23 protein-coding genes are annotated in these 24,641 nt (G+C 62.1%); all 23 read left to right on the top strand.

Annotated features, from left to right (window positions below; genetic code table 11):
- The first annotated feature begins 60 nt into the window (after positions 1–60).
- The 23 genes from AC2IR1_RS12315 to AC2IR1_RS12205 all read left to right on the top strand — a co-directional run bounded on the left by AC2IR1_RS12315 (position 61) and on the right by AC2IR1_RS12205 (position 24,639).
- A complete protein-coding gene (locus AC2IR1_RS12315; protein ID WP_486472260.1) occupies positions 61–1,227 on the top strand; it encodes an iron-containing alcohol dehydrogenase in 1,167 nt (388 codons plus the stop codon).
- Positions 1,228–1,338: 111 nt separating this feature from the next.
- Entirely contained in the window at positions 1,339–2,706 is a 1,368-nt protein-coding gene (locus AC2IR1_RS12310) for a hypothetical protein (protein ID WP_486472259.1), read from the top strand.
- 142 nt (positions 2,707–2,848) lie between these two features.
- A complete protein-coding gene (locus AC2IR1_RS12305; protein WP_486472258.1) occupies positions 2,849–3,058 on the top strand; it encodes a hypothetical protein in 210 nt (69 codons plus the stop codon).
- Positions 3,059–3,522: 464 nt separating this feature from the next.
- Entirely contained in the window at positions 3,523–4,740 is a 1,218-nt protein-coding gene (locus AC2IR1_RS12300) for a PP2C family protein-serine/threonine phosphatase (RefSeq protein WP_486472257.1), read from the top strand.
- A complete protein-coding gene (locus tag AC2IR1_RS12295) occupies positions 4,721–5,068 on the top strand; it encodes an STAS domain-containing protein (protein WP_486472256.1) in 348 nt (115 codons plus the stop codon). Before AC2IR1_RS12300 ends, AC2IR1_RS12295 begins: the two co-directional genes overlap by 20 nt.
- Positions 5,068–5,487 (top strand): ATP-binding protein, encoded by a 420-nt coding sequence (locus AC2IR1_RS12290; RefSeq protein ID WP_486472255.1) that lies wholly within the window; start codon positions 5,068–5,070, stop codon positions 5,485–5,487. Before AC2IR1_RS12295 ends, AC2IR1_RS12290 begins: the two co-directional genes overlap by 1 nt.
- Positions 5,488–5,510: 23 nt before the next feature.
- Entirely contained in the window at positions 5,511–8,051 is a 2,541-nt protein-coding gene (locus AC2IR1_RS12285) for an ATP-binding protein (RefSeq protein ID WP_486472254.1), read from the top strand.
- A 19-nt stretch (positions 8,052–8,070) separates the two neighbouring features.
- Complete coding sequence (locus AC2IR1_RS12280; RefSeq protein WP_486472253.1) at positions 8,071–9,741, top strand: DUF3131 domain-containing protein; 1,671 nt, start codon at positions 8,071–8,073, stop codon at positions 9,739–9,741.
- Complete coding sequence (locus AC2IR1_RS12275) at positions 9,741–10,898, top strand: acyltransferase (RefSeq protein ID WP_486472252.1); 1,158 nt, start codon at positions 9,741–9,743, stop codon at positions 10,896–10,898. The genes AC2IR1_RS12280 and AC2IR1_RS12275 overlap by 1 nt, the downstream gene beginning before the upstream one ends.
- Before the next feature lie 3 nt (positions 10,899–10,901).
- Entirely contained in the window at positions 10,902–12,743 is a 1,842-nt protein-coding gene (locus AC2IR1_RS12270; RefSeq protein ID WP_486472251.1) for a glycosyltransferase, read from the top strand.
- The gene (locus tag AC2IR1_RS12265; RefSeq protein ID WP_486472250.1) at positions 12,740–14,098 is read left to right on the top strand and encodes a DUF3131 domain-containing protein; all 1,359 of its coding nucleotides are present in this window, start codon (positions 12,740–12,742) and stop codon (positions 14,096–14,098) included. Before AC2IR1_RS12270 ends, AC2IR1_RS12265 begins: the two co-directional genes overlap by 4 nt.
- A complete protein-coding gene (locus tag AC2IR1_RS12260) occupies positions 14,095–15,012 on the top strand; it encodes a peptidoglycan-binding domain-containing protein (RefSeq protein ID WP_486472249.1) in 918 nt (305 codons plus the stop codon). Before AC2IR1_RS12265 ends, AC2IR1_RS12260 begins: the two co-directional genes overlap by 4 nt.
- A 708-nt stretch (positions 15,013–15,720) precedes the next feature.
- A complete protein-coding gene (locus tag AC2IR1_RS12255; RefSeq protein ID WP_486472248.1) occupies positions 15,721–16,947 on the top strand; it encodes an amidase in 1,227 nt (408 codons plus the stop codon).
- Entirely contained in the window at positions 16,944–18,086 is a 1,143-nt protein-coding gene (locus AC2IR1_RS12250; RefSeq protein ID WP_486472247.1) for an acyl-CoA dehydrogenase family protein, read from the top strand. Before AC2IR1_RS12255 ends, AC2IR1_RS12250 begins: the two co-directional genes overlap by 4 nt.
- Positions 18,087–18,131: 45 nt before the next feature.
- Complete coding sequence (locus AC2IR1_RS12245) at positions 18,132–18,491, top strand: hypothetical protein (RefSeq protein WP_486472246.1); 360 nt, start codon at positions 18,132–18,134, stop codon at positions 18,489–18,491.
- A complete protein-coding gene (locus tag AC2IR1_RS12240) occupies positions 18,488–19,009 on the top strand; it encodes a nuclear transport factor 2 family protein (protein ID WP_486472245.1) in 522 nt (173 codons plus the stop codon). Before AC2IR1_RS12245 ends, AC2IR1_RS12240 begins: the two co-directional genes overlap by 4 nt.
- Before the next feature lie 11 nt (positions 19,010–19,020).
- Positions 19,021–20,295 carry an aromatic ring-hydroxylating oxygenase subunit alpha gene (locus AC2IR1_RS12235; RefSeq protein ID WP_486472244.1) on the top strand — a complete coding sequence of 425 codons (1,275 nt, stop codon included), beginning with the start codon at positions 19,021–19,023 and terminating at the stop codon, positions 20,293–20,295.
- Positions 20,292–20,783: an aromatic-ring-hydroxylating dioxygenase subunit beta gene (locus tag AC2IR1_RS12230; protein WP_486472243.1), complete on the top strand. Its 492-nt coding sequence runs from the start codon at positions 20,292–20,294 to the stop codon at positions 20,781–20,783. Before AC2IR1_RS12235 ends, AC2IR1_RS12230 begins: the two co-directional genes overlap by 4 nt.
- The gene (locus AC2IR1_RS12225; RefSeq protein ID WP_486472242.1) at positions 20,783–21,541 is read left to right on the top strand and encodes an SDR family NAD(P)-dependent oxidoreductase; all 759 of its coding nucleotides are present in this window, start codon (positions 20,783–20,785) and stop codon (positions 21,539–21,541) included. Before AC2IR1_RS12230 ends, AC2IR1_RS12225 begins: the two co-directional genes overlap by 1 nt.
- Before the next feature lie 13 nt (positions 21,542–21,554).
- Complete coding sequence (locus AC2IR1_RS12220; protein ID WP_486472241.1) at positions 21,555–22,520, top strand: PDR/VanB family oxidoreductase; 966 nt, start codon at positions 21,555–21,557, stop codon at positions 22,518–22,520.
- An 11-nt stretch (positions 22,521–22,531) separates the two neighbouring features.
- Positions 22,532–23,017: a flavin reductase gene (locus tag AC2IR1_RS12215; protein WP_486472240.1), complete on the top strand. Its 486-nt coding sequence runs from the start codon at positions 22,532–22,534 to the stop codon at positions 23,015–23,017.
- Between the two features lie 69 nt (positions 23,018–23,086).
- Positions 23,087–24,100 carry a TRAP transporter substrate-binding protein gene (locus tag AC2IR1_RS12210; RefSeq protein WP_486472239.1) on the top strand — a complete coding sequence of 338 codons (1,014 nt, stop codon included), beginning with the start codon at positions 23,087–23,089 and terminating at the stop codon, positions 24,098–24,100.
- Positions 24,097–24,639, top strand: coding sequence for a TRAP transporter small permease (locus tag AC2IR1_RS12205; RefSeq protein ID WP_486472238.1), 543 nt, complete (start codon positions 24,097–24,099; stop codon positions 24,637–24,639). Before AC2IR1_RS12210 ends, AC2IR1_RS12205 begins: the two co-directional genes overlap by 4 nt.
- The last annotated feature ends 2 nt before the right edge of the window (positions 24,640–24,641 follow it).

Raw genomic sequence — 24,641 nt, 5'->3', positions numbered from 1 at the left:
GACATCCCGCCCGCCTTCGCGGCGGGCGGCCCAAGTTTCTACACACCAAGGACAAGTTCAATGACCGATGGTATCAAACCGTTCTCCTTCGACACGCCCGGTTCCCTTCTGGTGGAATGGGGCGGCGCAAAGCGCCTGGGCGAACTGCTTGGGGACTGGTTCCCCGAGCGTAACCTGCTCATCGTGACCGACAAGTTCCTGCACGAGAATGGCCTCCTCGATCCCGCGAAGGCCTCCCTCGAAGCGGCCGGTTTCACCATCTCCGTCTTCGACGACGTCGTGGCCGACCCGCCGGAAGCGGTGCTGATGTCCTGCGTCGAGAAGGGCAAGGCCGCGGGCGCCGACGTCGTTCTGGGGCTGGGCGGTGGTTCCTCGATGGACATCGCCAAGCTGGTCGCGGTGATGCTCGTCTCCGAACAGCCCCTGTCGGAGCTTTATGGCATCGGCAAGGTGAAGGGCAAACGCACCCCTCTGGTGCAGATCCCGACAACCGCGGGCACCGGTTCGGAAGTGACAAACATCACCATCCTGACCACTGGCGAGACCACCAAGATGGGCATCGTCTCCCACCAGCTCTACGCCGACCGCGTGCTTCTGGATGCGGAGCTGACCGTGGGCCTGCCCGCCGTGCAGACCGCGGCCACCGGCATCGACGCCATGGTTCATGCGATCGAGGCCTTCACCGGCCAGCACAAGAAGAACATGATGTCCGACGTCTTCGCCAAGGAAGCGCTGCGGCTCATGACGGCGAACCTGATCACCGCCTGCCAGGACGGCACCAACCGCGCCGCCCGCGAGGCGATGCTGCTGGGCGCCACGCTGGCCGGCCAGGCCTTCGCCAACAGCCCCGTCGGCGCCGTGCACGCGCTGGCCTACCCGCTGGGCGGCCACTACCACCTGCCGCACGGCCTGACCAACGCCCTGATGCTCGGCCCGGTCCTGCGCTACAACATGACCGCCGCGGCAGAGCTCTATGCAGAGCTGGCCGATGTGGTCCTGGGCGCGTCCGAAGAGGGCACCCAGGCGAAATCCGCCAACTTTGTGAACTTCATGCAGGACCTGATGGACCGCTCCGGCGCGCCCCTGAAGCTGCGTGACGTCAAGGTCCCGGAAGAGGACCTGCCGATGCTGGCCCGCGATGCAATGCTTCAGACGCGTCTGCTGGTCAACAACCCCGTCGAAGTGACGGAAGAGGACGCGCTCACGCTCTACCGCGAAGCGTTCTGACCCTCGAACCGGGGCCGCGTCACGCCTTGCGCAGGCCACGGCCCCGGCATCTCCCAACACACCGTCCCCGGAGGGGGGGACCAACAACTGCGCTGAAAGCGAGGAGACACCATGGCACTAGAACGTATCGACGGGCATGAAACGCCCTATTGGGGCGCTGGCCCGTTCAAGATCCGGCTGCCGTTCCTGCACTACAAGTTCGAATGGCCCGACTATTTCCAGGGGCTGCTGATGTGCGCCGTCGACCTGGCAGCGATCCCGCTGATGGTCGAACTGCTGAACATGCCCTTCGAGGTCGCCCTGGCGGTCGTCATGATGAACGGCATCCTGTATCTGACCCACCACCTGCTGGGCGACCCGGTCATTCCCGGCTGGATCACTCCGGCGATCCCGCTGCTGATGGCCTATTGCGCGTCCTTCCCGGAAGGCCCTGAACGGGTCCATGCGCTGATATCCTTCCAATTGCTGTTGGGTCTCTTCTCGATCTTCATCGGGGCCTCGGGACTGGCGCATAGGGTGGTTGCCGCCATTCCACAGGCGATCAAGTCCGGCGTCATTATCGGCGCGGGCATTGCGGCCGTGATTTCGGTCTTCAAGGTCGGCGGGCGTTTCGACACCTTCCCCTTCACCATCTCCATCGCCGTGGGCATCGCGTTCTACGTGATCTTCTCCCGCCACTTCGCCAAGCTGAAGCGTGACTCCAAGCTTTTCGGCGCCATCGGCAAACTGGGGATCTTCCCGATCGTCGCCCTTGCCATCATCGTCGCTCCGATCTTCGGCGAAGCACCCTGGCCCTCCATCGAATGGGGCATTTCCAAGCCGGACTTCACCACGCTCTTCGCGGAATACACCGTCTTCGGCCTGGGCTTCCCGCCGCTGCACATGTTCCTCTCCGCGATCCCGACCGTCCTGGCCGCCTACATCGTCCTCTTCGGCGACGTGCTGCAGTCCAAGGCGATCCTGGAAGAAGCCGATGCGGAACGTCCCGATGAGAAGATCGACTACTCCGCCGACCGTGCGCACATGATCTTCGGCGCCCGTAACTCGATCATGTCGATCATGGGGCCGGATGTCGCCATGTGCGGCCCGCTCTGGGCAGCCATGCACGTCGTCATCGTGGAACGCTTCACCCAGGGCAAGAAGGCGATGAACTCGATCTTCGGCGGCGCGGGCTCCTTCCGCTGGGGCACCAACACCGGCCTGCTGCTGATGCCGATCGTGACGCTGGTGCAGCCGATCCTGGGCGTGGCCCTGGCGCTGACCCTGCTGATCCAGGGCTACGTCTCGGTCCGTATCGGTGTCATGGAAGCGCGTTCGCAGCGTGACCTGGGCATCGCAGGCGTCGTCGGCGCCGTGCTGGCCACCCGTGGCGCGGCCTGGGGCTTTGCCGTCGGTGTCGTCCTCTGCCTGCTGGTTTACGGCCGCGACTTCTTCCGCGGAGAGGTCGACAAGACCTTCGTAAAGGATCAGGACGTCTGAGACCCTGACCGATGCAAGTCATGAAACGGGGGCCCTTGTGGCCCCCGTTTTGCTTGCCGCACGGCGAGGGATCATCCTGCGCCGTTGGCGGGCTTGCGGTCCGACCTTGAACTCGGGCCCGATCCGCCGCAGAAGATGGTGCATGCCCAAGAAGTCCTGCAAGATAGATCGAGACGCCGGTACCTTCACGTTGCAACTTGCGACGTGGTTCAACACATACCCGCTCGATACGCTCGACCGCTGGACCGAGTTCTACAAGGAGCAGAAAGAACTGTTCCCCAGGTCTCTCGGCACATACGACGAGACCATCGCCTTGCTGGAAGCCGCCCAGGCGGAGCGCGACAAGGGCTGATACCGTCCCCCCCAAACAGCGATGCCAGCCTGCATCCTCGGATTCGCCGAACAGACAGGCTCGCGGCAGTAAACACGCCCCCTGCCTCCTCCGGTTTCATACGGAAGACTGGCGCATTCCTGTGCGATTTTCCCCTCCGCTATCCCTTCGAGACGGGTCAGCACGTCCATATTGTATGGTTCACCTTGCGTAAGATTGCTACTTTGCGGTGAAACACCCCTCAGATGTTCGCCGCAGGCCGGGGAGGACGCCCGCGAACACGGAAGGTGAGACGCCCCGAGAGACCATTCAGCATCCGTCCGTTAAGGACATTTACCGGTCGCTCAATGGACCCAATTCGGCACACGTAACGTCTCAAAATCGCCACGTTCTTTCTATGAAGTGGAGCATGAGCAAACGGGCCTTCCACCCTGTCGTAGTAACCATGTTTTTCGCCTCTCGGAGGCAATGTGAGCAGAATGCCGTTGTCCTTGACCGAACCGATGATCTTCCCGCAGCTCAAGGTGGTTGTGGCGGACGATGACGCATTGCAGCGTGCACATGCCTCGGCCATGCTGCGAAAGCTCGGCTACGAACCCTACGAGGTCGACAACGGTGACAGCGCGCTGGAACTGGTCCGAAAGCTGGACGCCCGCATTCTGCTTTGTGATCTGGATATGCCCGGCCTCGACGGCAACGAGCTTGCCGAGAAGATTCGCGAAGGCGGGAGCGAGCACTACGTCCACATCATCATGGTCACCAGCCAAAGCCAGCGCGCCGAGCGGGAGCGCGCGCTAGAGGCCGGCGTGGACGACTTCATCCCCAAACCCCTCGACAAGGCGAGCCTGACGGCGCGGATCCGTTCTGCTGACCGGTTGCTGCGCCACGAGATGCTTCTGGCAGAGCGCAATCGCGTTCTGGCCGAGGCCAAGGAACAGATCGAGGCAGATATTCGCGCCGCGGCAACCGCGCAGCGCAGGATGCTGCCGGCGGAAGAGGCCCGGATCGGAAACTGCAATTTCTATTCGGCCTTCATGCCTTCTAACATCCTGTCCGGTGACATGTTCGCCTATTACGATCTGGCGCCGGGATATATCGGGTTCTATGCGATCGACGTGGCAGGGCATGGCGTCCACGCCTCCCTGCTCTCCGTCGCACTTGGTCACCTCCTCACCGAGGAATACTTTAACCAGTGGGGCTTTGACGACGCCGGGCAACCTGATCCCGCAGCCCTCGTGCGCGCGCTGAATGATCGGTTCTACCGCTCCGACAGCACCGAGTACTTCACGATGTTCTGCGGCGTGATCGAAAAGGACAGCGATCTCGTTCACTATTGCCAGGCGGGCTACCCCTCCCCGCTGGTCGTTGCACGCGACCGGTCCTGTCGGGTGGTCGGCGACGGCGGTTTCCCCGTCGCGCTTCTGGAAAACGTGGAATTCGTCAACCGCACGACCACGCTTTCCGATGGCGAAGCGATTGCCGTCTTCTCCGATGGTGCAACCGAGGCCGAAAACCTGGCCGGCACCCCCTTCGACGAGGATCGCGTCCTGGCGGTCCTCACCCAAAGTGCAAAGCAACCCGAAGCCATCCCCGGACGCATCGTCGAAGCGCTGACCAAATGGCGCGACGGACGGACCCTGGCGGATGACCTCACCATTCTCGTCTGCGAAAGGAAAACGTCCGATGATCAAGTTTCACGGTGACACCGAGGAAGGCCTCGGCGTCGTTGACCCGGGAACCGAACGACTGACCGCGGCCAATGCAACCGCGTTCAAGGATGAAGTTTTCGAACTGATCTCCAATGGCAACAGTCGCCTCGTGATCGATCTCGACAATGTCGAATTCATCGACTCCTCCGGCATTGGTGCCCTTGTCGGTCTGCTGAAGCGTATCGGCAATCGGGGTGAAGTCGTCGTCTGCGGCCTTTCGGACAATGTCCGGCAGATGTTCAAGATCACCCGGATGGACCGTGTCTTTTCCAGCTATGAAGACCGCGACGCCGCACTGCGGGCAATCAAGGAAAACGTCTAGTGCAGACCCTATCGCTCGAAATGCGGCCAGACCTGGCGGAGATCGACGGTACCGTGCTGGCCCTGAACGAGGCCGCCAGCACCTTCCTGTCCGAGCTCAAGATGGCCTCTTTCGAGATCGCTATTGCCGAGGCGCTGACAAACGCGGTTCGTTACGGCGTTTCCCCGACCAATGACCAGCCGATCCGCATCAAGATGCAGATGGCGCAGGATGCCGTGAAGCTGGAAATCGTCGACGCCGGCGATCAGGGGCCCGACGACCTTTACGAGGACGTCGACAGCCCTGAAGATATAGATCCCATGGCCGAAAGCGGACGTGGCCTTTCGCTGATCCGCCATTGCGTGGATGGGTTGAAATTCCAGCCGCGTCAGGGCGAAAATCGCCTGGAACTGATCTTCCATCCCGACTTTGCCGAATAATGCTTTTTGAGACCGGATATCCTGTGGCACTTCTTTCTGTCCTCGTCGCGATTGCAGCCCTTCTTTATCAGGGCTGGGCCTTTCGGGCCCGGGGACGGCGCGTGGCCGAGCTGGCGCATGACCTGCAGGAATCGCAGCGCATCGCCCAGATCGGGACAGTCCGCTGGGACTTTCAGCGAGACATCGTTGAATGGACCGACGAATATGCCCGCCTTCTGGGCCTGGAACCCGGCGGCCGGATGACCGGAGCTGATTTCCAGGGAATGCTGCTTCCGGAATATGAGGAACGCGTCGTCGCCAGCGAGGAACGCGCCCTCAAGACCTCCGCGCAGACGGGCGAACCTGCCCGGCGCGAAATTGTCTACAAGGTGCGCAGCCGCGACGGTCGGATCATGGACATTTCCGCCCTGTCCGAGCTCATGGCGGATCGGGATGGGCGGCCCGTCTACATGATCTCGACGGTCAGGGACGTGACGGATGAACTGCGCCAGCAGGCCGAGTTGCGTGAAAGCGAGCGCAACCTCGCAGCCGCCCTGCGGGTCGCCGATCTGAGCTGGTATCGTCAGGACCTGCGGGACGGGTCCATTTCCTGGTCCCATGGCCTCTACGAGCTGGTCGGGCGCGATCCCGCGAAGGGTCCTCTCGAACTCGAAGAAATCGTCGAGGAAGATGATCTCGACGCCTTCCGCCGGAAGCTCGCCACCGTCAAGGGCGCCCGACCCGATGCCGGTGACAATCACAAGAACATCGAACTGCGCCTGCGACGCTGCAATGGCGAAGATCTGACCGCCAGGATCGTCCTGGAAACCACCTTCGACACAGAAGATCGGCCGGTCGTCCTTTACCTGGTCATCCGCGATATCTCCGAGGATGTGGCGAAGGAGAACGAGCTCCGCGATGCGGTCGCGGCGGCAGAACATGCCAACGCCTCGAAAAGCGAATTCCTCGCGATGATCAGCCATGAACTTCGTACGCCGATGAACGGTGTCCTGGGGATGCTTGGCGCGCTTGAGGAAACCGAGCTGGACGAGTCCCAGCAGGACCAGTTGAAGATCGCCCGCAGCAGCGCGCATTCGCTGCTTGTTATCCTCAACGATATCCTCGATGCGTCGAAGATCGAGGCCGGGCGCATGCAGATCGAGGAGGAAACCTTCGAACTGCAACCGATGGTCCGCAGTGTCATCCACCTGTATGCACAGCGCGCGCTTGAAAAAGGCGTCCTGCTGGACAGCGAGATCGACCAGCAGATCCCCGCCTGGATCCGCGCGGACTCGGGCCGCATTCGCCAGGTCCTCGCCAACCTCGTGAGCAATGCGATCAAGTTCACCGACAAGGGCAGCGTCATGCTCTCGGTGTCCTGCCAGCCCACGCGTGAAAACGAGAGCCTCCGCCTGCGCTTCTGCGTCCGTGACACGGGCACAGGTATCGCGAAGGAATTCCATTCCCGTGTCTTCCGGCGGTTCGAGCAGCTCGGCGCATCTTACAGCAACCGCATGGTCGGCACCGGGCTCGGCCTCGCGATCAGCCAGAGCCTTGCCGAGCTCATGCATGGCGAGATGGGGTTCGAAAGTGAAGAGGGCGAGGGGTCGTCCTTCTGGCTGGAACTGCCTGTGACGCCATCGAAACCGCATGCACAGAATTCCTTCTCTCCCGAGGACAGCGCCCTGCCCCGCATGCGTGTTCTGGTCGCGGACGACAACAGCACCAACCAGCTTGTCGCGCGCTCCATGCTGGAGAGGCTGGATCAGAACGTGGACCTCGTGGTCAACGGGTCCGAAGCCGTGAACGCCCTGAAAAAGCACGACTACGATCTGATCCTCATGGATGTGTCGATGCCCGTAATGGATGGCCCGACCGCAACGAAGACGATCCGCGGCCTGGGCGGAGATGCGGCGAAACTTCCGATCATCGCGCTTACTGCACACGCCGGCAGCGACCAGCGCCAGTTCTATCTGGACGCCGGGTTCGACGAAGTGCTGACAAAGCCGATCATGCTTCCGCAGCTTGCACAGGTCCTGTCCCGTTGGAAGGGCTACGCGGTCGAACGCGATGAAGCAGAGCTGGAGACCGAAGAGACCGAAGCGCCCCTCCTCCCGGAGGAGCCCGCTGTCGCAGACGTCCCCAAAGACACTGCAACCGCGCCCGAGAAAGCCGACGAAGAGAGCCCGGCCAAGCCTGCCTCCGCCCGTTTCGCGGACAGCGAAGCGCTGCGCGACAAGCTTGCAGAGATGGAAGAGGATTTCGGTGCCGAGACCCTCAGCGGGATCCTGAACGCCACGCGTTCGGATCTGGGACGTCACCTCGCGACGCTTGAACGGGAAACCGGCGCGGACGAAGCCGACCAGGATGACGTCGCGCTCAATCGTGCCTTCCACTCCCTTGTGGGCATCTCGGCAACGCTTGGGTGCAACAAGCTCTCCAATCACGCCAAATTGCTGGAATCGTTGCCGAACGCGAGACAAGATGCGGCGGAGCTCGTCAGCTCGCTGCTAGACCAGATCCGCCTGATGCATACCGAGATCGGAGAGCTGGCGGAGAGCCTCAACAGCGAAAACTGCGCCTGACAAGGACCGGAGTACCCAGTTGAAAAGTTACATCCCCAGCTTCCTCGTGCTTGCCATGGCCGCCTTTGCTTTCGGGCCGGCCGTCCTGTCGGATGACAAGGGCGAAGCCATCGCGCAGGCTTCTGATGCGGCCGCCGAAGCAGAACCGTCCGCCGATGCCAGCGTCACTCCGCAAATGAGCACGCCGGTTGAAACCGCCATCGATTTCCCCGCCTATTTCGGGCGGCACGGAACCCTGACCGAACGCGAAATGGACATGGCCCGCACCGCGTGGAATTACTTCGTTGAGCGGTACCAGCCGGACACCGGCCTTGTGAACGCCGTGGGCTCCTACCCTTCGACGACGCTGTGGGATACTGCCTCCTACATCAGCGGGCTGGTTTCGGCCTACGAGCTCAAGATCATCGACAAGCGGGAGTTCGACACCCGCGCGACGAAGCTGATCCGGACGCTGCGGAACCTTGACCTGTTCCGCGGCGAGGCGCCGAACAAGGTGTACAACACCCAGACCGGGGAAAAGGTGAACTACGCCAACAAGCCCGGCGAAGTCGGCTACTCCGTCCTCGACATGGGCCGAATGCTGGTCTGGCTGCGTATTCTCAAAGAGCGGTACCCCTACCTCGCCAATGGCGTCGACAACATTCCGATGCGCTGGAACTTCTGCAACATCATCGGCGATGACGGGCGGCTCTTCGGCTCTCTCGTGCGCAGCGATGGTCAAACGCGCTACGTGCAGGAAGGCCGCCTGGGCTACGAGGAATATGCCGCCAAGGGCTTTGCGCTCTGGGGGTTCGACGTGCGTGGCGCGCTGGATCCCCAACCCCTTGCCGACACGCGCATCTACGACATCGACGTGCCCTATGACGGCCGCGATCCCCGCGTCTTCCACAATCAGAACTACGTCCTGACCGAAAGCTACCTGCTTGACGGGCTGGAGCTTGGCTGGGACCTGCCGACGCAGGATCCCGATGGCCCGGGTGTCGCCAGCATGGGGTGGCGTGCGGAATTCGCGCATCGCATCTTCGAGGTGCAGAAGCGGCGGTTCGAGGCGACCGGGATCATCACCGCGCGCTCCGAACACCAGGTCGATGGCAAGCCCTACTTCGTATACGACTCCATTTTCGCCGATGGCTACGCCTGGAACACGCTCGATCCGTCCGACGTCTATCAGCCCGACCGGGCCGCCGTCGCATCCAAGGCCGCGATCGGAATGTGGGCTCTCTGGGATGATCCCTACACCGACCTCCTCTTCGAGACCGTTGCCGACCTGTCGGACCCGGAGAAGGGCTTCTACGAAGGTCTTTACGAAAACGGTAACGGGTTCATCCCGCTGCAGACGGCGAACAACAACGGGATCATCCTGGCGGCGCTGCTTTACAAGGCCGAGGGGCCGATCCTGAGCTACCTGAACGACAACACCAGCTACTGGGACACCGCTTACGCGAACACTGACATTCGCGCCAACAAGTGCCTGCCCGAAAGCATGGAACGCGAGGTTTCGTGCTGCAACTGCGGTAACCTTCCGCAGCCCACACCGGCCGTGCCCTGGGAAGAGTTCAAGTTCTGTCATCCGCTGCAACGTGAGGACGGGATCGCAGCCACCGATTGCCGACCCGACCAGTTGACCTTCGCGAAACCCGAGCCGCGCGTGGTCCTGCCGCAATCGTGCCAATCCCCCTGGAGCCAGTGATGAGCAAAGCCCCGAAATCCAGGCTGGTCTGGTTCGACGCCAACCGCGTCTGCGCCGCAATGGGGGTGGTCCTGATCCACTCCACCACCAACTTTTCGGGACAGCCCTTCCCCGATGCAACGGTAGGAGAACGGGTCCTACCCGTCTTCCTTCGGTCGCTCGGGGAATTCTCCGGTTCGGAGATGTTCTTCTTCTTCTCGCTCTTCCTCATGGCCATGCGGGTGGACAAGAGGCGCCCGACCTATCGGGATGCGATTGTCACGCAGGCAGAAAGGCTTCTGGTTCCCTTCGCCTTCTGGACGGTCTTCTATGCGCTGTTCCGCCTGGCCAAGGCCTATGCCTTCAACTACGATGACTGGTACCTGAGCCAGCTTGCACAACCCAAGGTCTGGGTCTCCTACTTCCTTCTGGGCAAGTCGCAGTACCACATGCACTTTCTGCCCACGCTCTTCGCGATCTTCCTTTTCTTCCCGGTCATGCGCATCGCGATGCGCTACCCGCTTTTGGGGGTGATGCTCTTCGCCACGCTGGGCGCGATGGATCATGTCCAGTCCTGGCTCTGGTCGCTCGATATCCCGTCGCTCACACGCGAATACCTGGTTCGCGTCACCAAGGTCTGGGGGTACGTGGGCTATGGCCTCGCCGCGTTTTCGCTCTATTCCCTCTGGAACGACGGCATTCCACGCGGCGAGTCGAAGCTGATCCGGCGAGGCGCCTTCTACTTCGCCTCCATGGCCTATCTGGCAACCCTGCCCTTCTTTGCCACGGCTGTCTTCGAGGGCCACTGGGGCATTCGTCAGGGCTGGGACTATTACGGTCACTTCCTGATGCCGATCTTCATGTTCGCGGTCTTCATGGGCGGGCAATATGGGGAATGGTCGCCCAAGTGGTCGAAATTGGCCAAGTACACCTTTGGCGTTTACCTGCTGCACCCCACCGTGATCGATCTCTTCGATATCCTGGCCTACAAGTCGGGCTACAGCGGACTGGTCTCGCCCAGCGTTCTGGTGATCACCCGTTTCGTGATCGCCCTGCCCGGGGCCTTCGGCCTTGCCCTGGCGCTTTCGAAGTTCAAGCCGATGGCCTGGACGATCGGCCTTGGGCCCACCCCTTGGAAAATGGCGCAGATCCGGTCCGCCGCACACAAGCAGGGATAACTGATGGACGACTATTTCCGCGCGTTCGAAGGGCGACGCCCGCCTGAACCTCTGCCGTACTCGCCCTGGCGGGAGGCCCTGTGGCAATTCCTGGCAACCATCACCCTGGTGATCGGCGGCTGGTACATCCTGTGGCGCTGGAACGGGTCGCTCAATCCCGATGCGATGTGGTTCGCCATTCCACTGGTCCTGGCAGAAACCTTTGCCTACATCGGCCTGATCCTGTTCGTCTTCAACCTCTGGCAGGATCAGCCGCTGGACATTGCCGAAGCGCCTTCGAAGCTTTCCGATGTTGATCCGGCCGCGCCCGACGGGGACCGACCGATCGCCGTCGACATCCTCTTTGCGACCTACAACGAGGAACCGGAACTTGTCCGCCTCGGCATTCACGATTCCAAAGCGATGGCCTATCCGCACCCCATCGACGTGAAGATCCATGTCCTGGACGACGGCAAGCGCCCCGAGATGCGCAAGGTCGCCGAAGAGGAAGGCGTCGGATACATCACCCGCGAAACGAACGAAGGCTTCAAGGCCGGCAACCTTCGCAACGCGATGGAGCAGACTTCCGGCGACCTGATCGTCATCTGCGATGCCGATACCCGCCCCTTCCCGACCCTGCTGGAACGGACACTCGGCTATTTCCGCGACCCGAAGATGGCCTGGGTCCAGACCCCGCAGTGGTTCTACGATCTCCCGGCAGGCGAGCATCTGCATGATGTCCTTGCCCGCCGCATGGGACCCGTCGGCCGCACGCTGGGCCGCGGGCTGGAACGCATCCTTGGCGAATTCCGCGTCGGTGAAGATCCCTTCGTCAACGATCCACAGATGTTCTACGACGTGATCCAGCGTCGCAGAAACCGGTCCAATGCCTCGTTTTGCTGTGGTGCCGGGTCGATCCACCGTCGCGAAGCGGTGATGGAAGCCGCGCTGCGCAAGTTCGGTGAGAATGTCGAAAAGCGAGTGATTGCCGCGGAAGAGGAGATCACCCTTCAATCCAAGGAAAACCGCGTCTCGCCCGAGCTGATGGCCGCAATCCGGACCGAGGCCGTCACCGAAGAGGTGCTGACACCTTACAAGTTCCACGTCTCGGAAGACATCTACACGTCTATCGTGCTCCACTCGGATACTGAGCGGGGCTGGAAGTCCTATCAGCACCCCTATGTCGAGTCGAAGATGCTCTCCCCCCAGGATCTGCTGACCTGGACGATCCAACGCTACAAGTACGCCGGTGGCAGCCTGGACATCCTGTTTCACGACAATCCGCTGTTCCGCAAGGGCCTGACCTTCAGCCAGCGCCTGATGTACGGCGCGACCTTCTATTCCTACCTCGGGTCGATCTGGAACGTGATCTTCCTGTTCGCGCCCGTGATCTACCTGTTCACCGGGATCGCCCCCGTCTCCGCCTACACCAACGAGTTCTTCGCCCATGTGATCCCGTTCCTGGTCTCGCTTGAGCTTGCGATGATGGTCGGCACCTGGGGAATCGCGGGCTACGCTGCGAAGGCAAGCTACCTTTCCTTCTTCCCACTTGGGCTGAAGGCTATCTGGACAGTGATGCAGGGCAAGAAGATCTCCTTCACCGTCACGCCGAAGGATCGCAATGCCGATACCTTCCTGCGATTGGTGAAGCCGCAACTCGCCGTGCTGGTTCTGACCCTCGCCGGGGCGATCTGGGGCATCGGCGCCCTGATCATCGGCGGTACGCAACACAGTCTGACCGGAGTTGTCACAAATTGCCTATGGGGCATCAACAACTGCTTTGCCATGGGGGGCATGATCTATGCCGCCCTCTGGCAACCGCCCGTCACCGAAGAGCCCGTCCCCCAAGAGGAGGAGAGCAAGTGAGCTTTCGCCAGAACCTGACCCGTGCACGCGGCCACATCGTCTTCCTCGTCGCTCTCGTCCTGGGGCTTGCCCTGGTGCTGCAGCTCGAAAAGCTGGGAGACCCTGCACGCAACATCGAGGAAACGCTGGCCGCAGCAGATGCCTCCGCTCCCAAAGCCACGGACCCGATGCAGCCCTACGAAGACCTCTCGCCGTTGCCCCTGCGCAGCCCCGCCCCCCTTTCCGACAAGGAAATGGACTATGCGCGGATCGCCTGGACCTACTTCGAAAACAACTTGAACGAGGAAACCGGCCTGGCGAATTCGGTGCAGAACTATCCCTCGACCACCATGTGGGAAACCGGGTCCTACCTTGTCGCCATCCTGTCAGCCGAACGCCTTGGACTGATCAACGCGGAAGATGCCTCCGGCCGGATCGACCGGGTTGTTGAAAGCCTGGGCCAGATTCGTCTCTTCGACGACAGCCTTCCGAACAAGGCATACCACGCCAGGACGCTGGAACTGGTCGATTATGCCAACAAACCGTCAGAGCTCGGGCTGGGCTGGTCCGCGCTGGATATCGCACGGATCATCTCCGCCTTCGGCCTGGTGGAAAGAAACCATCCCGAACTGGCCCCGAAGGTCGAAGCGCTTCTGGATCACTGGCGCCTGGATCGAATGGTCAAGGACGGTGAGCTGATGGGGATGAATGTCGTCGACGGCAAGCTGCGGGAAAACCAGGAGGGTCGCGTCGGATACGAGCAATATGCCGCCAAGGGCCTGATGATGTTCGGCTTCGACGCGTCCCGCGCCTATGAAGTTCGCAGCAACCTGATGGTCAAGGATGTCTACGGTCAACCCATTCCCGTCGACACCCGCCTGCATCGCGCGACCACCCCTGCCTTCGTCGTTTCCGAGCCCTACCTTTTCGACGGGCTGGAATTCGGCTTCGACTCGCGTTCGCTCCGCTTCGCCACGGCAATCTACAAGGCGCAGGAAGCCCGTTTCAAAGACACCGGACAGCTGACCGCCGTCACAGAATCCCACCTGAGCGAGAAACCCTACTTCGCCTATGCATCTGTCTGGGGCGGCGGCGCTCCCTGGGCGGTTCTGACGTTCCAGGGGGAGCGCATCGACAGCCTGCGCACGGTCGCGACAAAGGCCGCTTTCGGCTGGGACGCGCTTTTCGGAACGGATTACACCGCGCAACTCGTCGATGCGATCGCCGAGACCGCGGTTCCCGGGAAGGGCTGGCCGGAAGGCATCTACGAGGCCACGGGAGAGGTGAACACCTCCACCACGGCGAATACAAACGCGGTCGTGCTTGCATCGCTTTCCTTCAAAGCAACCGGCCCACTAATCCGGATCCCCGAATGACGAAGACCACGAAGGCAGCCCTGGTTTCCCTTTCTCTTGTTGTGTTCCTGCCTGCGGACCTCGCTTACGCCCAACCCTGTGTCGGAACGTCCTTCGACACACCGCTCCCCGGAGCAGAGGCCGTCGAGCGCCGCTTCGTGGATGTTCCATCCGCGCGCTATCCGGGTCTTTGGCAACAGGGCCGGATTTCCGGCTATTCCTACCGCCTGTTCATGGATCTGACGGGAAACCTGTCGGATGGCAGACCCTTGCCCGAGTGGGAGGTCTCCTTCACCTGCACCGAAGAGACCGGGGACTGCAGCCAGTCCTTCGATGGTCTGGCCCCCGTTGCCGCGCTGCGGATCTCCGACGCACTGGGGCGATGCCTGCTTGGCGAAGAGATCACCGAGGAAGACTTTGCCGCGCCTCCCATCTTCATCGCCCAGACGGGGCTACCCGCCGATGCGGCCATAGACAGTGACGAAAGGGATCCCAAGGCGAGCGCCGGTCTGGCCGCTGCTGCAGGAATCCTGTCTTCCCAGGAACAAGCCGAAGCAGCACGCAATGCCCCGCCCCCGGTGCAGCCTGCCGATCCCGACCGCCCGGTCGCCTTCCCCGAGGCAGATGGCGCGGTTGATCCGGACCCGACGCTCCATGACGGCGGTCAACTCGGCCCGAACCTCATGCCACCGGAAACCTGCGGTCTCGGGGCCATTGATCGCAGCACGACCCCGGGCTTGACGATCCAGCGGCTGCTTCAGTCCGGCGGCTACGACATCGGACCCATCGATGGCCTGATGGGCCAACGCACATGGGGCGCACTGGCCGATGCTCTTGGGGACTCGGTTGGGCGCATGACCCTCGACGAAGTGGTTCTGGCGCTGGACATGAAGCTTTGTTCCAGCCTTCGCCCCGACGACGGCCGGACGGACTAGAAGAGCAGCCCTGGCCGAGGGGCGGGATCAAGCGGAACGCAGCCACGGCCCAGCTGCGCGAGCGAATTACTCGGCGGGTTACCTCTGTCACTCTGCCGGTCTTGCGCGCCCAAGGACGGCGTGTCCCAAACGCTGCGCGGCTGGTCCGCGCGGCACGCTCTCCCCTGAACTTGCGCCAGAGAGCGGGCCGAGGGGGCATCACGGACAGTTCGAGACAGCTGAGACCACGACCGAAGTTCCAAAATGCCCGAATTGTTTGCGTGAATATTCACTCTTTGCCAAAATCGACACCTAAATTAAGGTAATATTCATATATTTACTCACGCTTCGTGGGTACATTTGGTCCTGGCGCGATATCTCGCCTCACATAGGCCCCTACCGCCACGAAGACCCGCATCAAAGCCTATAAAGATTCGGAGAAGAGACACTAATAGGGCGCAAGCCGGAAGAAATTATTTCTTTTTCCCAATATCTTACAAGCACGCTGCCGCAGCTTATTGAGATGGCCGGCACGCTCGTTAGGCCTGGTGCATTAAGAAAAAGTGAGCGCAAACATCACGAAATCGGCCGCTTTTCTTTGCGCAGACATCCAGAGGCCTGCATCGAGCAAAGCCTGCGCAATCTTTCATCAAACATCATTAAATCAATGCCATACAGGCCATATTCGGAGGATCGACGCGGATCAATTGCGCCTATCGGCGGGCCGAATTGAACGCGCGACTGGTGAAGAGCGCCACTTACGGTAACATTCACCTATCAATTCTGAGCAAGCCGACGATGACCAACCCAGCAAGCCACATCATCACCAATGAACTCATCCTGGGACAGAGCGGCCCGACCGTCCTGATAAAGGAATGCCTCGGGGTTGCCGGCCTGCCGACGCGCTGTGGCTCCGCCGCCTTTGCCGAAGCGCCTCTTGAAACGCGACACTCCCACATCGTCGATACCCTGCTGGCAAACGGCGCCCAGGTAACCGGCACCGTCACCATGCATGAGCTTGCCTTCGGCGTCACCGGCGTGAATGCCTTCGCAGGCACCGCACCCAACCCGGGCTGGCCCGACCGAATTCCGGGTGGATCGTCCTCGGGCTCCGCCGCAGCCGTCGCGGCAGGTCTGGCCGACTTCGCGGTTGGCACGGACACGGGTGGCTCGGTCCGCCAACCCGCGTGTTGCTGCGGTGTCTTCGGGCTCAAGACAACTTTCGGCGCAATCGATCGCGAGGGCGCCGTTCCGCGTGGTTCATCGCTGGACGTCATAGGCCCATTCGCCGCCACGGCACCGATGCTGAGCCGAGCCGCAGCCATGATGCTGCCCGATTTCACACCGACCGAAATCACGGAACCCAGGCTTTGCCGGATCGAGCTGCCCGAAGACGTCATCGTTGATCAGGACATCGAGACGGCTGTTTCATCTGCCCTGACAGGTCTGGACCTGCCGCGGGTCACCCTGCCCTCCTTCGCCGATGCCTACCGGGCCGGCCTGACCGTCATCAACTACGAACTCGCCGGTGAGTTCGGCCAGCTCGCCCGCTCTGATGCCACGCTTGGCCCCGACGTGCAGGCCCGGATTCGCGCGGCCCTCTCGGTAACGCCGGAAGAGCTCGCCCAGGCCGAAGCCGTCCGCACGCGTTTCACCGCCGAAGTTGATGCAGCACTGGACGGGATCGATGCCCTTGTGCTGCCGACAATGCCGACAGTGCCCCCGACGCTGGCCCAGGCCACGGATCCGCGCGCCTTGCTTCCGCTGACCCTGTTGGTCCGCCCATTCAACCTGTCCGGCCACCCGGCCGTGACCCTGCCGATCCGAACCGCGGATGGACTGCCTGCCGGCCTTCAGCTTGTCGCGGCCAAAGGGGACGACGCCCGTCTGTGTGCCCTTGCCGAAAAGCTTGCCGACCGTTGCGCCCCCGCCGACATTTCGAAGGACAGCCAATGAACAAACCCGCTCCCACCCTGGGCAAGGAAGCCCTGCTGGCCTCGCTCTGTGACGAGATCCGGTCGCGTCGCGCAGAATTCGACACCCTGCGCCACATCCCCGACGATATCGTCGATGGCTTCCGCAAGATCGGAATTTATCGCGCCTTCGTGCCCGAACGCCTTGGCGGCGATGCAATTTCGCCGATGGAGTTCCTTGAGCTGATCGAACATCTGTCCGCCGCGGATCCTTCTGCTGGTTGGGTTGCCTCTTTCGGCGTTTCCTCGACGTATCTTGCAGCGCTGCCTGGGGAAACCTTCGACAAGATCTATGGCGAAAACCCGGATACCGTGTTTGCCGGCGGCCTGTTCCCGCCGCAACCGGCCTACCGCGTCGAAGGCGGGCTTGAGGTCTCCGGCCGTTGGTCCTGGTGCTCTGGTTCCATGGGTGCGGACCTTCTTGGCGGAGGCATCAAGATCGAAGGAGAGGGCACGCCCCTGCCCCGTACCGCGGTCATGCCCAAGGACAAGATCACCATCGACGAAACCTGGCACACGCTCGGCCTCAAGGGGACGGGATCGCACGACCTAGTGGCCGACAAGGTGGTCGTCCCCGAAGACTGGACCTTCATTCGCGGATCCAAGTCGAAGATGGATGATCCGATCTTTCGCTATCCGGCCATGGCTTTGGCCGCACAGGTCCTGGCGGTCGTCGCACTTGGCGCCGCGCGCGAAGCGCTCGACTTCATCAGGTCCGACGCGGCGCAGCGCGCATCGATCACCGGCGCCCCGAACCCGGGCGCCAGGCCCTACGTCCAGGCACATCTTGCCAGGGCGGAAGGGACGCTGGCCGGTGCACGTGCCCAGTTCTACGACGCCACCGCCACCGCATGGGAAGAGCTGAAGGACAATGCAGAGGTCAGCCCCGAAACCCATGTGAAGCTTCGCCTCGCATCCACCGTCGCCGCGCATGACGGTGCCGAGGTTGCCCGCCAGGCCTTCCTGATGGGCGGCGCGGGCGCGATGATGCAGGGGCACCCGCTAGGCCGGATGATGATCGACGCAGCCTGTGTCGCGCAACACGCCTTCATGGGCGAAGGCACATGGACAGCCGCCGGCGCGGCGATGTTCGGCGAAAACACGCCCCCCGGCTACCCCTGAACCCGCCCGAGCCTTCAAACGCCACCAGACGAACAGGAACGAAACATGAGCGACATCAAGCCAATCCGCACCCTTCTGTGCTTCAACAATCACCCGACCTTCTTCTCCCTTCCCTTCGATCAGATCGGTCCGGTCTGGCGTGCCACGCAGGAGCTGATGTCTTCGATCAACAAGATGGAAGGCGTCACCATCGTCGGCACCTTCGACGACGACCAGACCCTTGTCGGCGCGACCCAGGGCTTCCCCTACACCTGGTACATCCTGGCCGACTTCCCGACCCGCGAAGATGTGCAGGCCGCCTGCAACCTGCTGCGCACAATCGTCGTGACGGAAAACGATCGCCTGTGGAAGTACATGACCGTCGAGGCTCGTATGGGCCGCGCGCTGGAGATCCCCGACCTGTGACCGACACCGCCGAAATCCTGAAGCGGCTCGACCGGTTGGAGGCCGAAAGCGCCTGTCGTCGCTGCCTGTCCGACTACATGGACATCTGCGACCGGTTGGACGCAACCACCAACCTTGACGCCCTGGGTGCGCTTTTCACCAAATGCGCGGTCTGGGGCGGCGCAGGAGACCGCTACGCCAAGGATTTCGGCGCCCACCACGGGCGCGAAGCAATCACCGGCTGGCTTGGCACCTTCTGCACCTCGCCGCCCCATTTCGCCATGAACGCGCATTTTCTGTCCTCGGAAGCGATCACGCACAACGCGGACGGGACGCTGACGGGCCGGTGGCTCATGCTGCAGACCCCCACCTTCCAAGACGGGCAGAGCTTCCTGATGGCCGCCCGACTGGAAATCGACTTTCTCTTCGAGGAAGGCGCATGGCGCATGCACCGCTTCTCGACCCGCAATCTCTATGCACGTCCGGTCTCTGACTGGGACGCACCCGCCCAAATTCCGGCACCCGCCGCGAGCAACTGAAAGGTAAGCCAATGTCCCTGGACGAATTTCCCAGCGGTCCGCAGACCGACAGCCTGATGAAGGGCGACCGCGTCGCCACTCCGATGTATGAAGATCCCGCGCTCTTCGACGTCGAGATGGAAAAGATCTTCGGCAAGTGCTGGGTCTGGGTTGCCCATGAATCCGAGGTCCCCGGCAAGGGCAACTTCAAGCTTTCCTGGGTTGGCACCCAACCCGTGATCGTGTCGCGTGACCGCAAGAACGAGGTGCACGTTCTGGTCAACCGCTGCCGCCACCGCGCGGCCTCCGTCTGCGAGGTGAAGAAGGGGAAGACGTCTTCCTTCCAGTGTCCCTATCACGGCTGGGGCTACGCGCTGAACGGCGACCTGCGTGCGATCCCTTACTCCGAGGGGTACAGCGATGATTTCAAGAAGGAAAACTACGGCCTGAAGAAGCTGCGGGTCGAGATCTTCGAAGGCATGATCTTTGCCACCTTCGACCATGATGCGGAGCCTCTGGAAGATTTCCTGGGCAACGCAAAGCCCTGGATCAAGCTGTTCATGAAGCAAGGCGGCGGGTTCCCGATCAAGACGCTCGGAGAGCATCAGTTCAAGGTCCCGATGAACTGGAAGGTGCAGCTAGAAAACACCACCGACGCCTACCACTTCCCCATCGTCCACAAGTCGTTCCTGCAAAGCCTCGACGGAGAAGCGAGCGAGACCTTCTCGTTCATGGACGACGACGACGGCTACGTCGAAGACCTTGGCAACGGCCACTCCGTCATGGTGATGATGCCGGAACTGATCGACCTGGACGAAAACCTGGATGCGGCGATCCCCGAACGGTTCCAGGACCTGGCGGCAGATCTGGCCGAACAGGGCTACGACGACGAGAAGGTGCGCCGCATCGTTCGTGCTGTCGGTGGATGCGGATTCAACCTGAACCTCTTCCCGAATGCCGGCTGTTCCCTCTCCTTCTTCCGCATCCTACGCCCGGTGAAGGTCGATGAGACCGAGATCCGTCACATCGCCCTTGGCATGGATGGCGGCCCCGAGGCGGCCAACCAGATGCGGATGCGCCTGCACGAACACTTCCAGGGGCCGATGGGTTTCGGCTCCCCGGACGATGCGGAAGTCTGGGAACGGGTACAGCGGGGCTCCGCCGGCGCAGAAGACGTCGACGTGATGGTGAACCGTGGGCTGGGGCTCGAAAAAACGTCTGCCAATGGCCTGCCGGTCGGCGACATCTCCGCCGAAACCGGCATGCGCGCCGCCTACAAACAGTGGAAGAAGGTGATGGACCAATGAAAGACATGGTCGCAACCGATGTGAACCTCCAGGACGTGGTGGCATTCCTCTGGAAGGAAGCCGATCTTCTGGACATGCGCGAATATGATGCTTGGCTGGACTTGTGGACCGAGGGTGGTCACTACGTCATCCCGGTAGAAAAGGAAGGCGACGATTTCGCCAACTACCTCAACGTGGCTTACGATGACGCCAAGATGCGCAAGATGCGCGTCGAACGCTTCCAGGCGGGCTTCTCGATCTCGTCGGCCCCGCCTGCGGACAGCGTGCGCACCCTGTCGCGCTTTGTCATCACGGACACCGAGGGCGACATCGTCACCGTCCGCGCCGCCCAGCACGTGGTCGAAGACAAGTTCGGCCGTCAGCGCATGTTCGCGGCCAATGTCACCTGGAAGCTGAAGGTCACCGAAGAGGGCTTCATGATCCGGGACAAGGTCATCCGCCTGCTCAACTCCGATGGGATGCTGACCTCGATCAGCTATCTGTTCTGATGTCGAAGCCCCTTCCCCTCGACACGCAGACCGCCGTGATCACCGGCGCCGGAAACGGCGTCGGGGCCGAGATCACCCGCGCCCTTCACGCCGCCGGTTTCCGCGTCATCATCACCGACGTAGACGCCGACGCGACCTACAAGCTGGCCGAAGAGCTGGACCTTGCTTCCGAGACGGCGCTGACCGCCACGCTTGATGTGTCCAAGCCCGAAGACTTCCAGACAGTCCTCGAAAAGGTCGTGGACCGCTGGGGTTCCATCCAAGTGCTGGTCAACAACGCGGCCGTCACCAGGGCGCAGCCGCTGATGGAAATCGATCCAGCCGATTTCAACGCGGTCATGGGGATCAACGCGGGCGGCGTCTTCGCCGGCAGCCAGATCTTCGCACGGCACTTCATCGACCAGGGCTATGGCCGGATCATCAACATGGCATCCCTTGCCGGACAGAACGGCGGCACCACCACCGGGGCGCATTACGCGGCCTCCAAGGGGGCCATCATGACCCTGACCAAGGTATTTGCCCGCGATCTGGCCAAGTACGGCATCACCTGCAACTGCATCTCTCCCGGTCCCCTGGACAGCCCGATGGTGCATGAGCTGGTGGGAGAGAACATGCCCCAGATGCTGAAGAACATTCCCGTCGGCCAACTGGGCGATCCCGCCTTCGTCGGTCAACTCGTTGCCATGCTCGCCAGTCCTGCGGCCGCCTTCGTCAACGGCGCCTGCTGGGACTACAACGGCGGCCTGTTCATGCGGTGAGGATATGAAGGACATGAACGAGACCAACACCATGATCCTGACGGTTGCCGAACGCATCGACGACCGTGGCGACATCATGCAACTGACCCTGAAGGGCGACGGGGCGCTTCCGCCCTTCACGGCGGGCGCCCATATCGACCTGCTGGTCGATACTCCGGAAGGTCCGCTGTGGCGGCAGTACTCCCTTTGCGGAAATCCGGCGGACGCCAGCTGCTACAAGCTCGGGATCCTGAAGGATCCCGAAAGTCGCGGTGGGTCGATTGCCCTCCATCAACTGGTGAAGCCGGGCGAGAAGGTCCATGTGGAAGGTCCGAGGAACCACTTCCCCCTGGATGGCGCAGCGACAAATTCGGTTCTCTTCGGCGGCGGCATCGGGGTGACCCCGATGCTGGCCATGGCGTGGGAATTGCATGATCGCGACGCGCCCTTCACCCTGCACTACGCCACCCGCTCCGCGGAGCGGACAGCCTTCCTGGACCTGATCGAAACCCTGCCGTTCCGCGCGAACATCGTCCTGCATCATGACGATGGCGCGGGCGCCGAACCTCTCGACCTCCCCCGCGATCTGCCCAAGGCGGAGGCAGGAACCCACATCTATGTATGCGGTCCGCAGGGCTTCATGGATTGGGTGATTGGAGCCGCCGAAAAGGCCGGATATGCCTCGAAGCAAATCCACCGCGAATATTTCTCGGCGGATGTCGACACTGCTGGGGAAAGCTTCGAAGTGGTCTGTGAAGAAAGCGGGATCACCGTCACCGTCGGCCCAGACGACACCATCGCCAAGGCCCTGGCCAAGGCCGGCGTCAAGATCGAGGTGAAGTGCGAGGAGGGAATCTGTGGCACCTGCGTGACCGATGTGCTTGAAGGCGAGATCGACCACCGCGACCAGTTCCTGACGGACGACGAACGCGAAGAGGGCGAATTGATCTGTGCCTGCTGTTCCCGAGCCAAGGGCCCGCGCCTGGTCCTGGATATCTGATGGAGGCGATGATGGAGATCAGGGACCTGTTCCGCGAAGGCATGTCGCGCCTGGGCGCCGCCGTGACTGTCCTGACCACGGATGGCCCGGCGGGGCGGCACGGCATGACGGCCTCTGCCGTCTGTTCGGTTACCGACACACCGCCCACGCTGCTGGTCTGCGTCAACCGGAACAATCGCAGCCACGACCTCTTTGCCGAGAACGGCACGCTTTGCGTCAACGTCCTGGGCTCCCAACACCAGGATCTGTCCGGGATCTTTGCGAAAAGCGGCACCGAAGATCGCTTCGCAGAAACCGGTTGGACGACGCGCACCACCGGCGCCCCGGTCCTGACCGACGCCATTGCCGCCTTCGACTGCCGGATCACCACACGATCCGAGGTCGGCACGCACTCCGTCTTTTTCTGCGAGGTCGAGGCGATCGCCCTTGCCGAAGGCGAGACCTCCGGACTGATCTGGTTCGGACGTGACTTTCACCATCTGCGCGCGGCGAGCTGATCGGCGCACGCATCTCCCCCTCCGGGTCCACCGGGGCAACATGACCAAACCAACAGGGAAACGCGTAAAATGAAACACTTCTTCGCAGCGACCGCGCTGAGCCTGACGCTAGCCAGCGCAGCCTCCGCCGACACCGTGCTGACCGTTGCAAACTGGCTCCCGCCGTCGCACCCGCTCGTCTCCGACGTGATCGTCCCGATGACCGAACAGATCGCAGATGCGACCGGCGGTTCCGTCACCGCACAGATCCTTCCTGCTCCTCTCGGCCCGCCCGCCGCACACTTCGACTTTGCCGTGAATGGCGTGGCCGACATCACCTTTGGCGTTCAGGGCTACAACCCCGGTCGTTTCAAGACGACCAACCTGGCCGAACTGCCCTTCCTCGGTGACAGCGCGGAAGCGACCTCAGTCGCCTACTGGAACACCTGGGACAAGTACCTGAAGGCCGCCGGCGAATACGATCAGGTCAAGGTGCTCGCGGTCTTCACCCACGGGCCTGGGGAAATCTTCCTGAAGGATGGCGACGCATCCGCGACCGATCTTCTGGACGGCTCCAAGCTGCGTGTCGGCGGTGGCATCGTCCATGAAATCGCGACGAAACTGGGCGCGGTCCCTGTCGAAGGTCCTTCTTCCAAGGCCTATGAGCTGCTTTCGCAGGGTGTGGCGGATGGCATCCTCTTCCCCTACGAATCCGTCAACTTCTTCAAGCTCATTCCGCAGCTGAACGTTGGCGTCTCCGTGCCTGGCGGCCTCTACAACACCTCGTTCTACATTGTCATGAACAAGGCCAAGTGGGACAGCCTGACCCCGGAAGAGCAGACCCAGATCGACAGCGTCACCGGTGAGGCACTGGCCCGCATGGCCGGCCAGATGTGGGACGCACAGGACGCCAAGGGCCTCGCCGCCATGGAAGGCGAGATCGAGGTCACCCCGGCCACCCAGGAACAACTGGACAGCTGGACGACCGCCCTGCAGCCGATTGTCGATGCCAAGCTGGCCGAAGCGGCTGAAACCGGTGTCGATATTCCTGCGGCCTACGCCTACTTCAAGGACGAGATCGCCAAGGAAATGGCCGCAGAATGAGACCGACAACGTCGATCCATGCGACCGAAGAGCCGACAGCAGAAATGCTGTCGGCCCCCGTCTCGGGGCTCAACCTCCGGACGGTTCTGGCGATCCTCGGCGGCCTGATGCTGACCGCGCTCATGGGGCTGACCGTCGTCGACGTGATCGGTCGATACCTCTTCAATTCGCCGCTGCCCGGCGCGGCCGAGCTTACCGAACTGCTTCTGGCCGCGATCATCTTCCTTGGCCTGCCGGCGGTTTCACTGGCCAATGACCATGTGACAGTCGATCTTGTTACCGACCAGTTGCCTGCCCGCATCCAACCCTGGAGACTGATGGCCACGGGAATATTCTCCGCCGTCATCCTGTCCACCGTCGCTTGGCGGATCTGGATCTATGCGTCGCAGATCGGCAGCTACGGCGGATCCACCAACACGCTGCGCATCCCCATTGCTCCGCTCGGCTACTTCTGTGCGATCTGCACCGCCGCGGGCGCCCTCCTCTCCGTTGCCGTACCGACCTACCGGCTCTTCCAGCAGCTCAAGAACAGGACCTGATC

This window comes from Pseudooceanicola sp. NS-SX8, assembly GCF_057380755.1.
This window is presented reverse-complemented; position numbering and strand designations above follow the sequence as displayed.

Excerpts from the sequence above, each read along its gene's own strand:
- AC2IR1_RS12220 (WP_486472241.1), top strand. The coding sequence starts at position 21,555 with ATGAACGAGACCAACACCATGATCCTGACGGTTGCCGAACGCATCGAC.
- AC2IR1_RS12295 (WP_486472256.1), top strand. The coding sequence starts at position 4,721 with ATGATCAAGTTTCACGGTGACACCGAGGAAGGCCTCGGCGTCGTTGAC.
- AC2IR1_RS12210 (WP_486472239.1), top strand. The coding sequence starts at position 23,087 with ATGAAACACTTCTTCGCAGCGACCGCGCTGAGCCTGACGCTAGCCAGC.
- AC2IR1_RS12305 (WP_486472258.1), top strand. The coding sequence starts at position 2,849 with ATGCCCAAGAAGTCCTGCAAGATAGATCGAGACGCCGGTACCTTCACG.
- AC2IR1_RS12235 (WP_486472244.1), top strand. The coding sequence starts at position 19,021 with ATGTCCCTGGACGAATTTCCCAGCGGTCCGCAGACCGACAGCCTGATG.
- AC2IR1_RS12205 (WP_486472238.1), top strand. The coding sequence starts at position 24,097 with ATGAGACCGACAACGTCGATCCATGCGACCGAAGAGCCGACAGCAGAA.
- AC2IR1_RS12275 (WP_486472252.1), top strand. The coding sequence starts at position 9,741 with ATGAGCAAAGCCCCGAAATCCAGGCTGGTCTGGTTCGACGCCAACCGC.
- AC2IR1_RS12315 (WP_486472260.1), top strand. The coding sequence starts at position 61 with ATGACCGATGGTATCAAACCGTTCTCCTTCGACACGCCCGGTTCCCTT.
- AC2IR1_RS12270 (WP_486472251.1), top strand. The coding sequence starts at position 10,902 with ATGGACGACTATTTCCGCGCGTTCGAAGGGCGACGCCCGCCTGAACCT.
- AC2IR1_RS12230 (WP_486472243.1), top strand. The coding sequence starts at position 20,292 with ATGAAAGACATGGTCGCAACCGATGTGAACCTCCAGGACGTGGTGGCA.
- AC2IR1_RS12215 (WP_486472240.1), top strand. The coding sequence starts at position 22,532 with ATGGAGATCAGGGACCTGTTCCGCGAAGGCATGTCGCGCCTGGGCGCC.
- AC2IR1_RS12245 (WP_486472246.1), top strand. The coding sequence starts at position 18,132 with ATGAGCGACATCAAGCCAATCCGCACCCTTCTGTGCTTCAACAATCAC.
- AC2IR1_RS12260 (WP_486472249.1), top strand. The coding sequence starts at position 14,095 with ATGACGAAGACCACGAAGGCAGCCCTGGTTTCCCTTTCTCTTGTTGTG.
- AC2IR1_RS12225 (WP_486472242.1), top strand. The coding sequence starts at position 20,783 with ATGTCGAAGCCCCTTCCCCTCGACACGCAGACCGCCGTGATCACCGGC.
- AC2IR1_RS12310 (WP_486472259.1), top strand. The coding sequence starts at position 1,339 with ATGGCACTAGAACGTATCGACGGGCATGAAACGCCCTATTGGGGCGCT.
- AC2IR1_RS12250 (WP_486472247.1), top strand. The coding sequence starts at position 16,944 with ATGAACAAACCCGCTCCCACCCTGGGCAAGGAAGCCCTGCTGGCCTCG.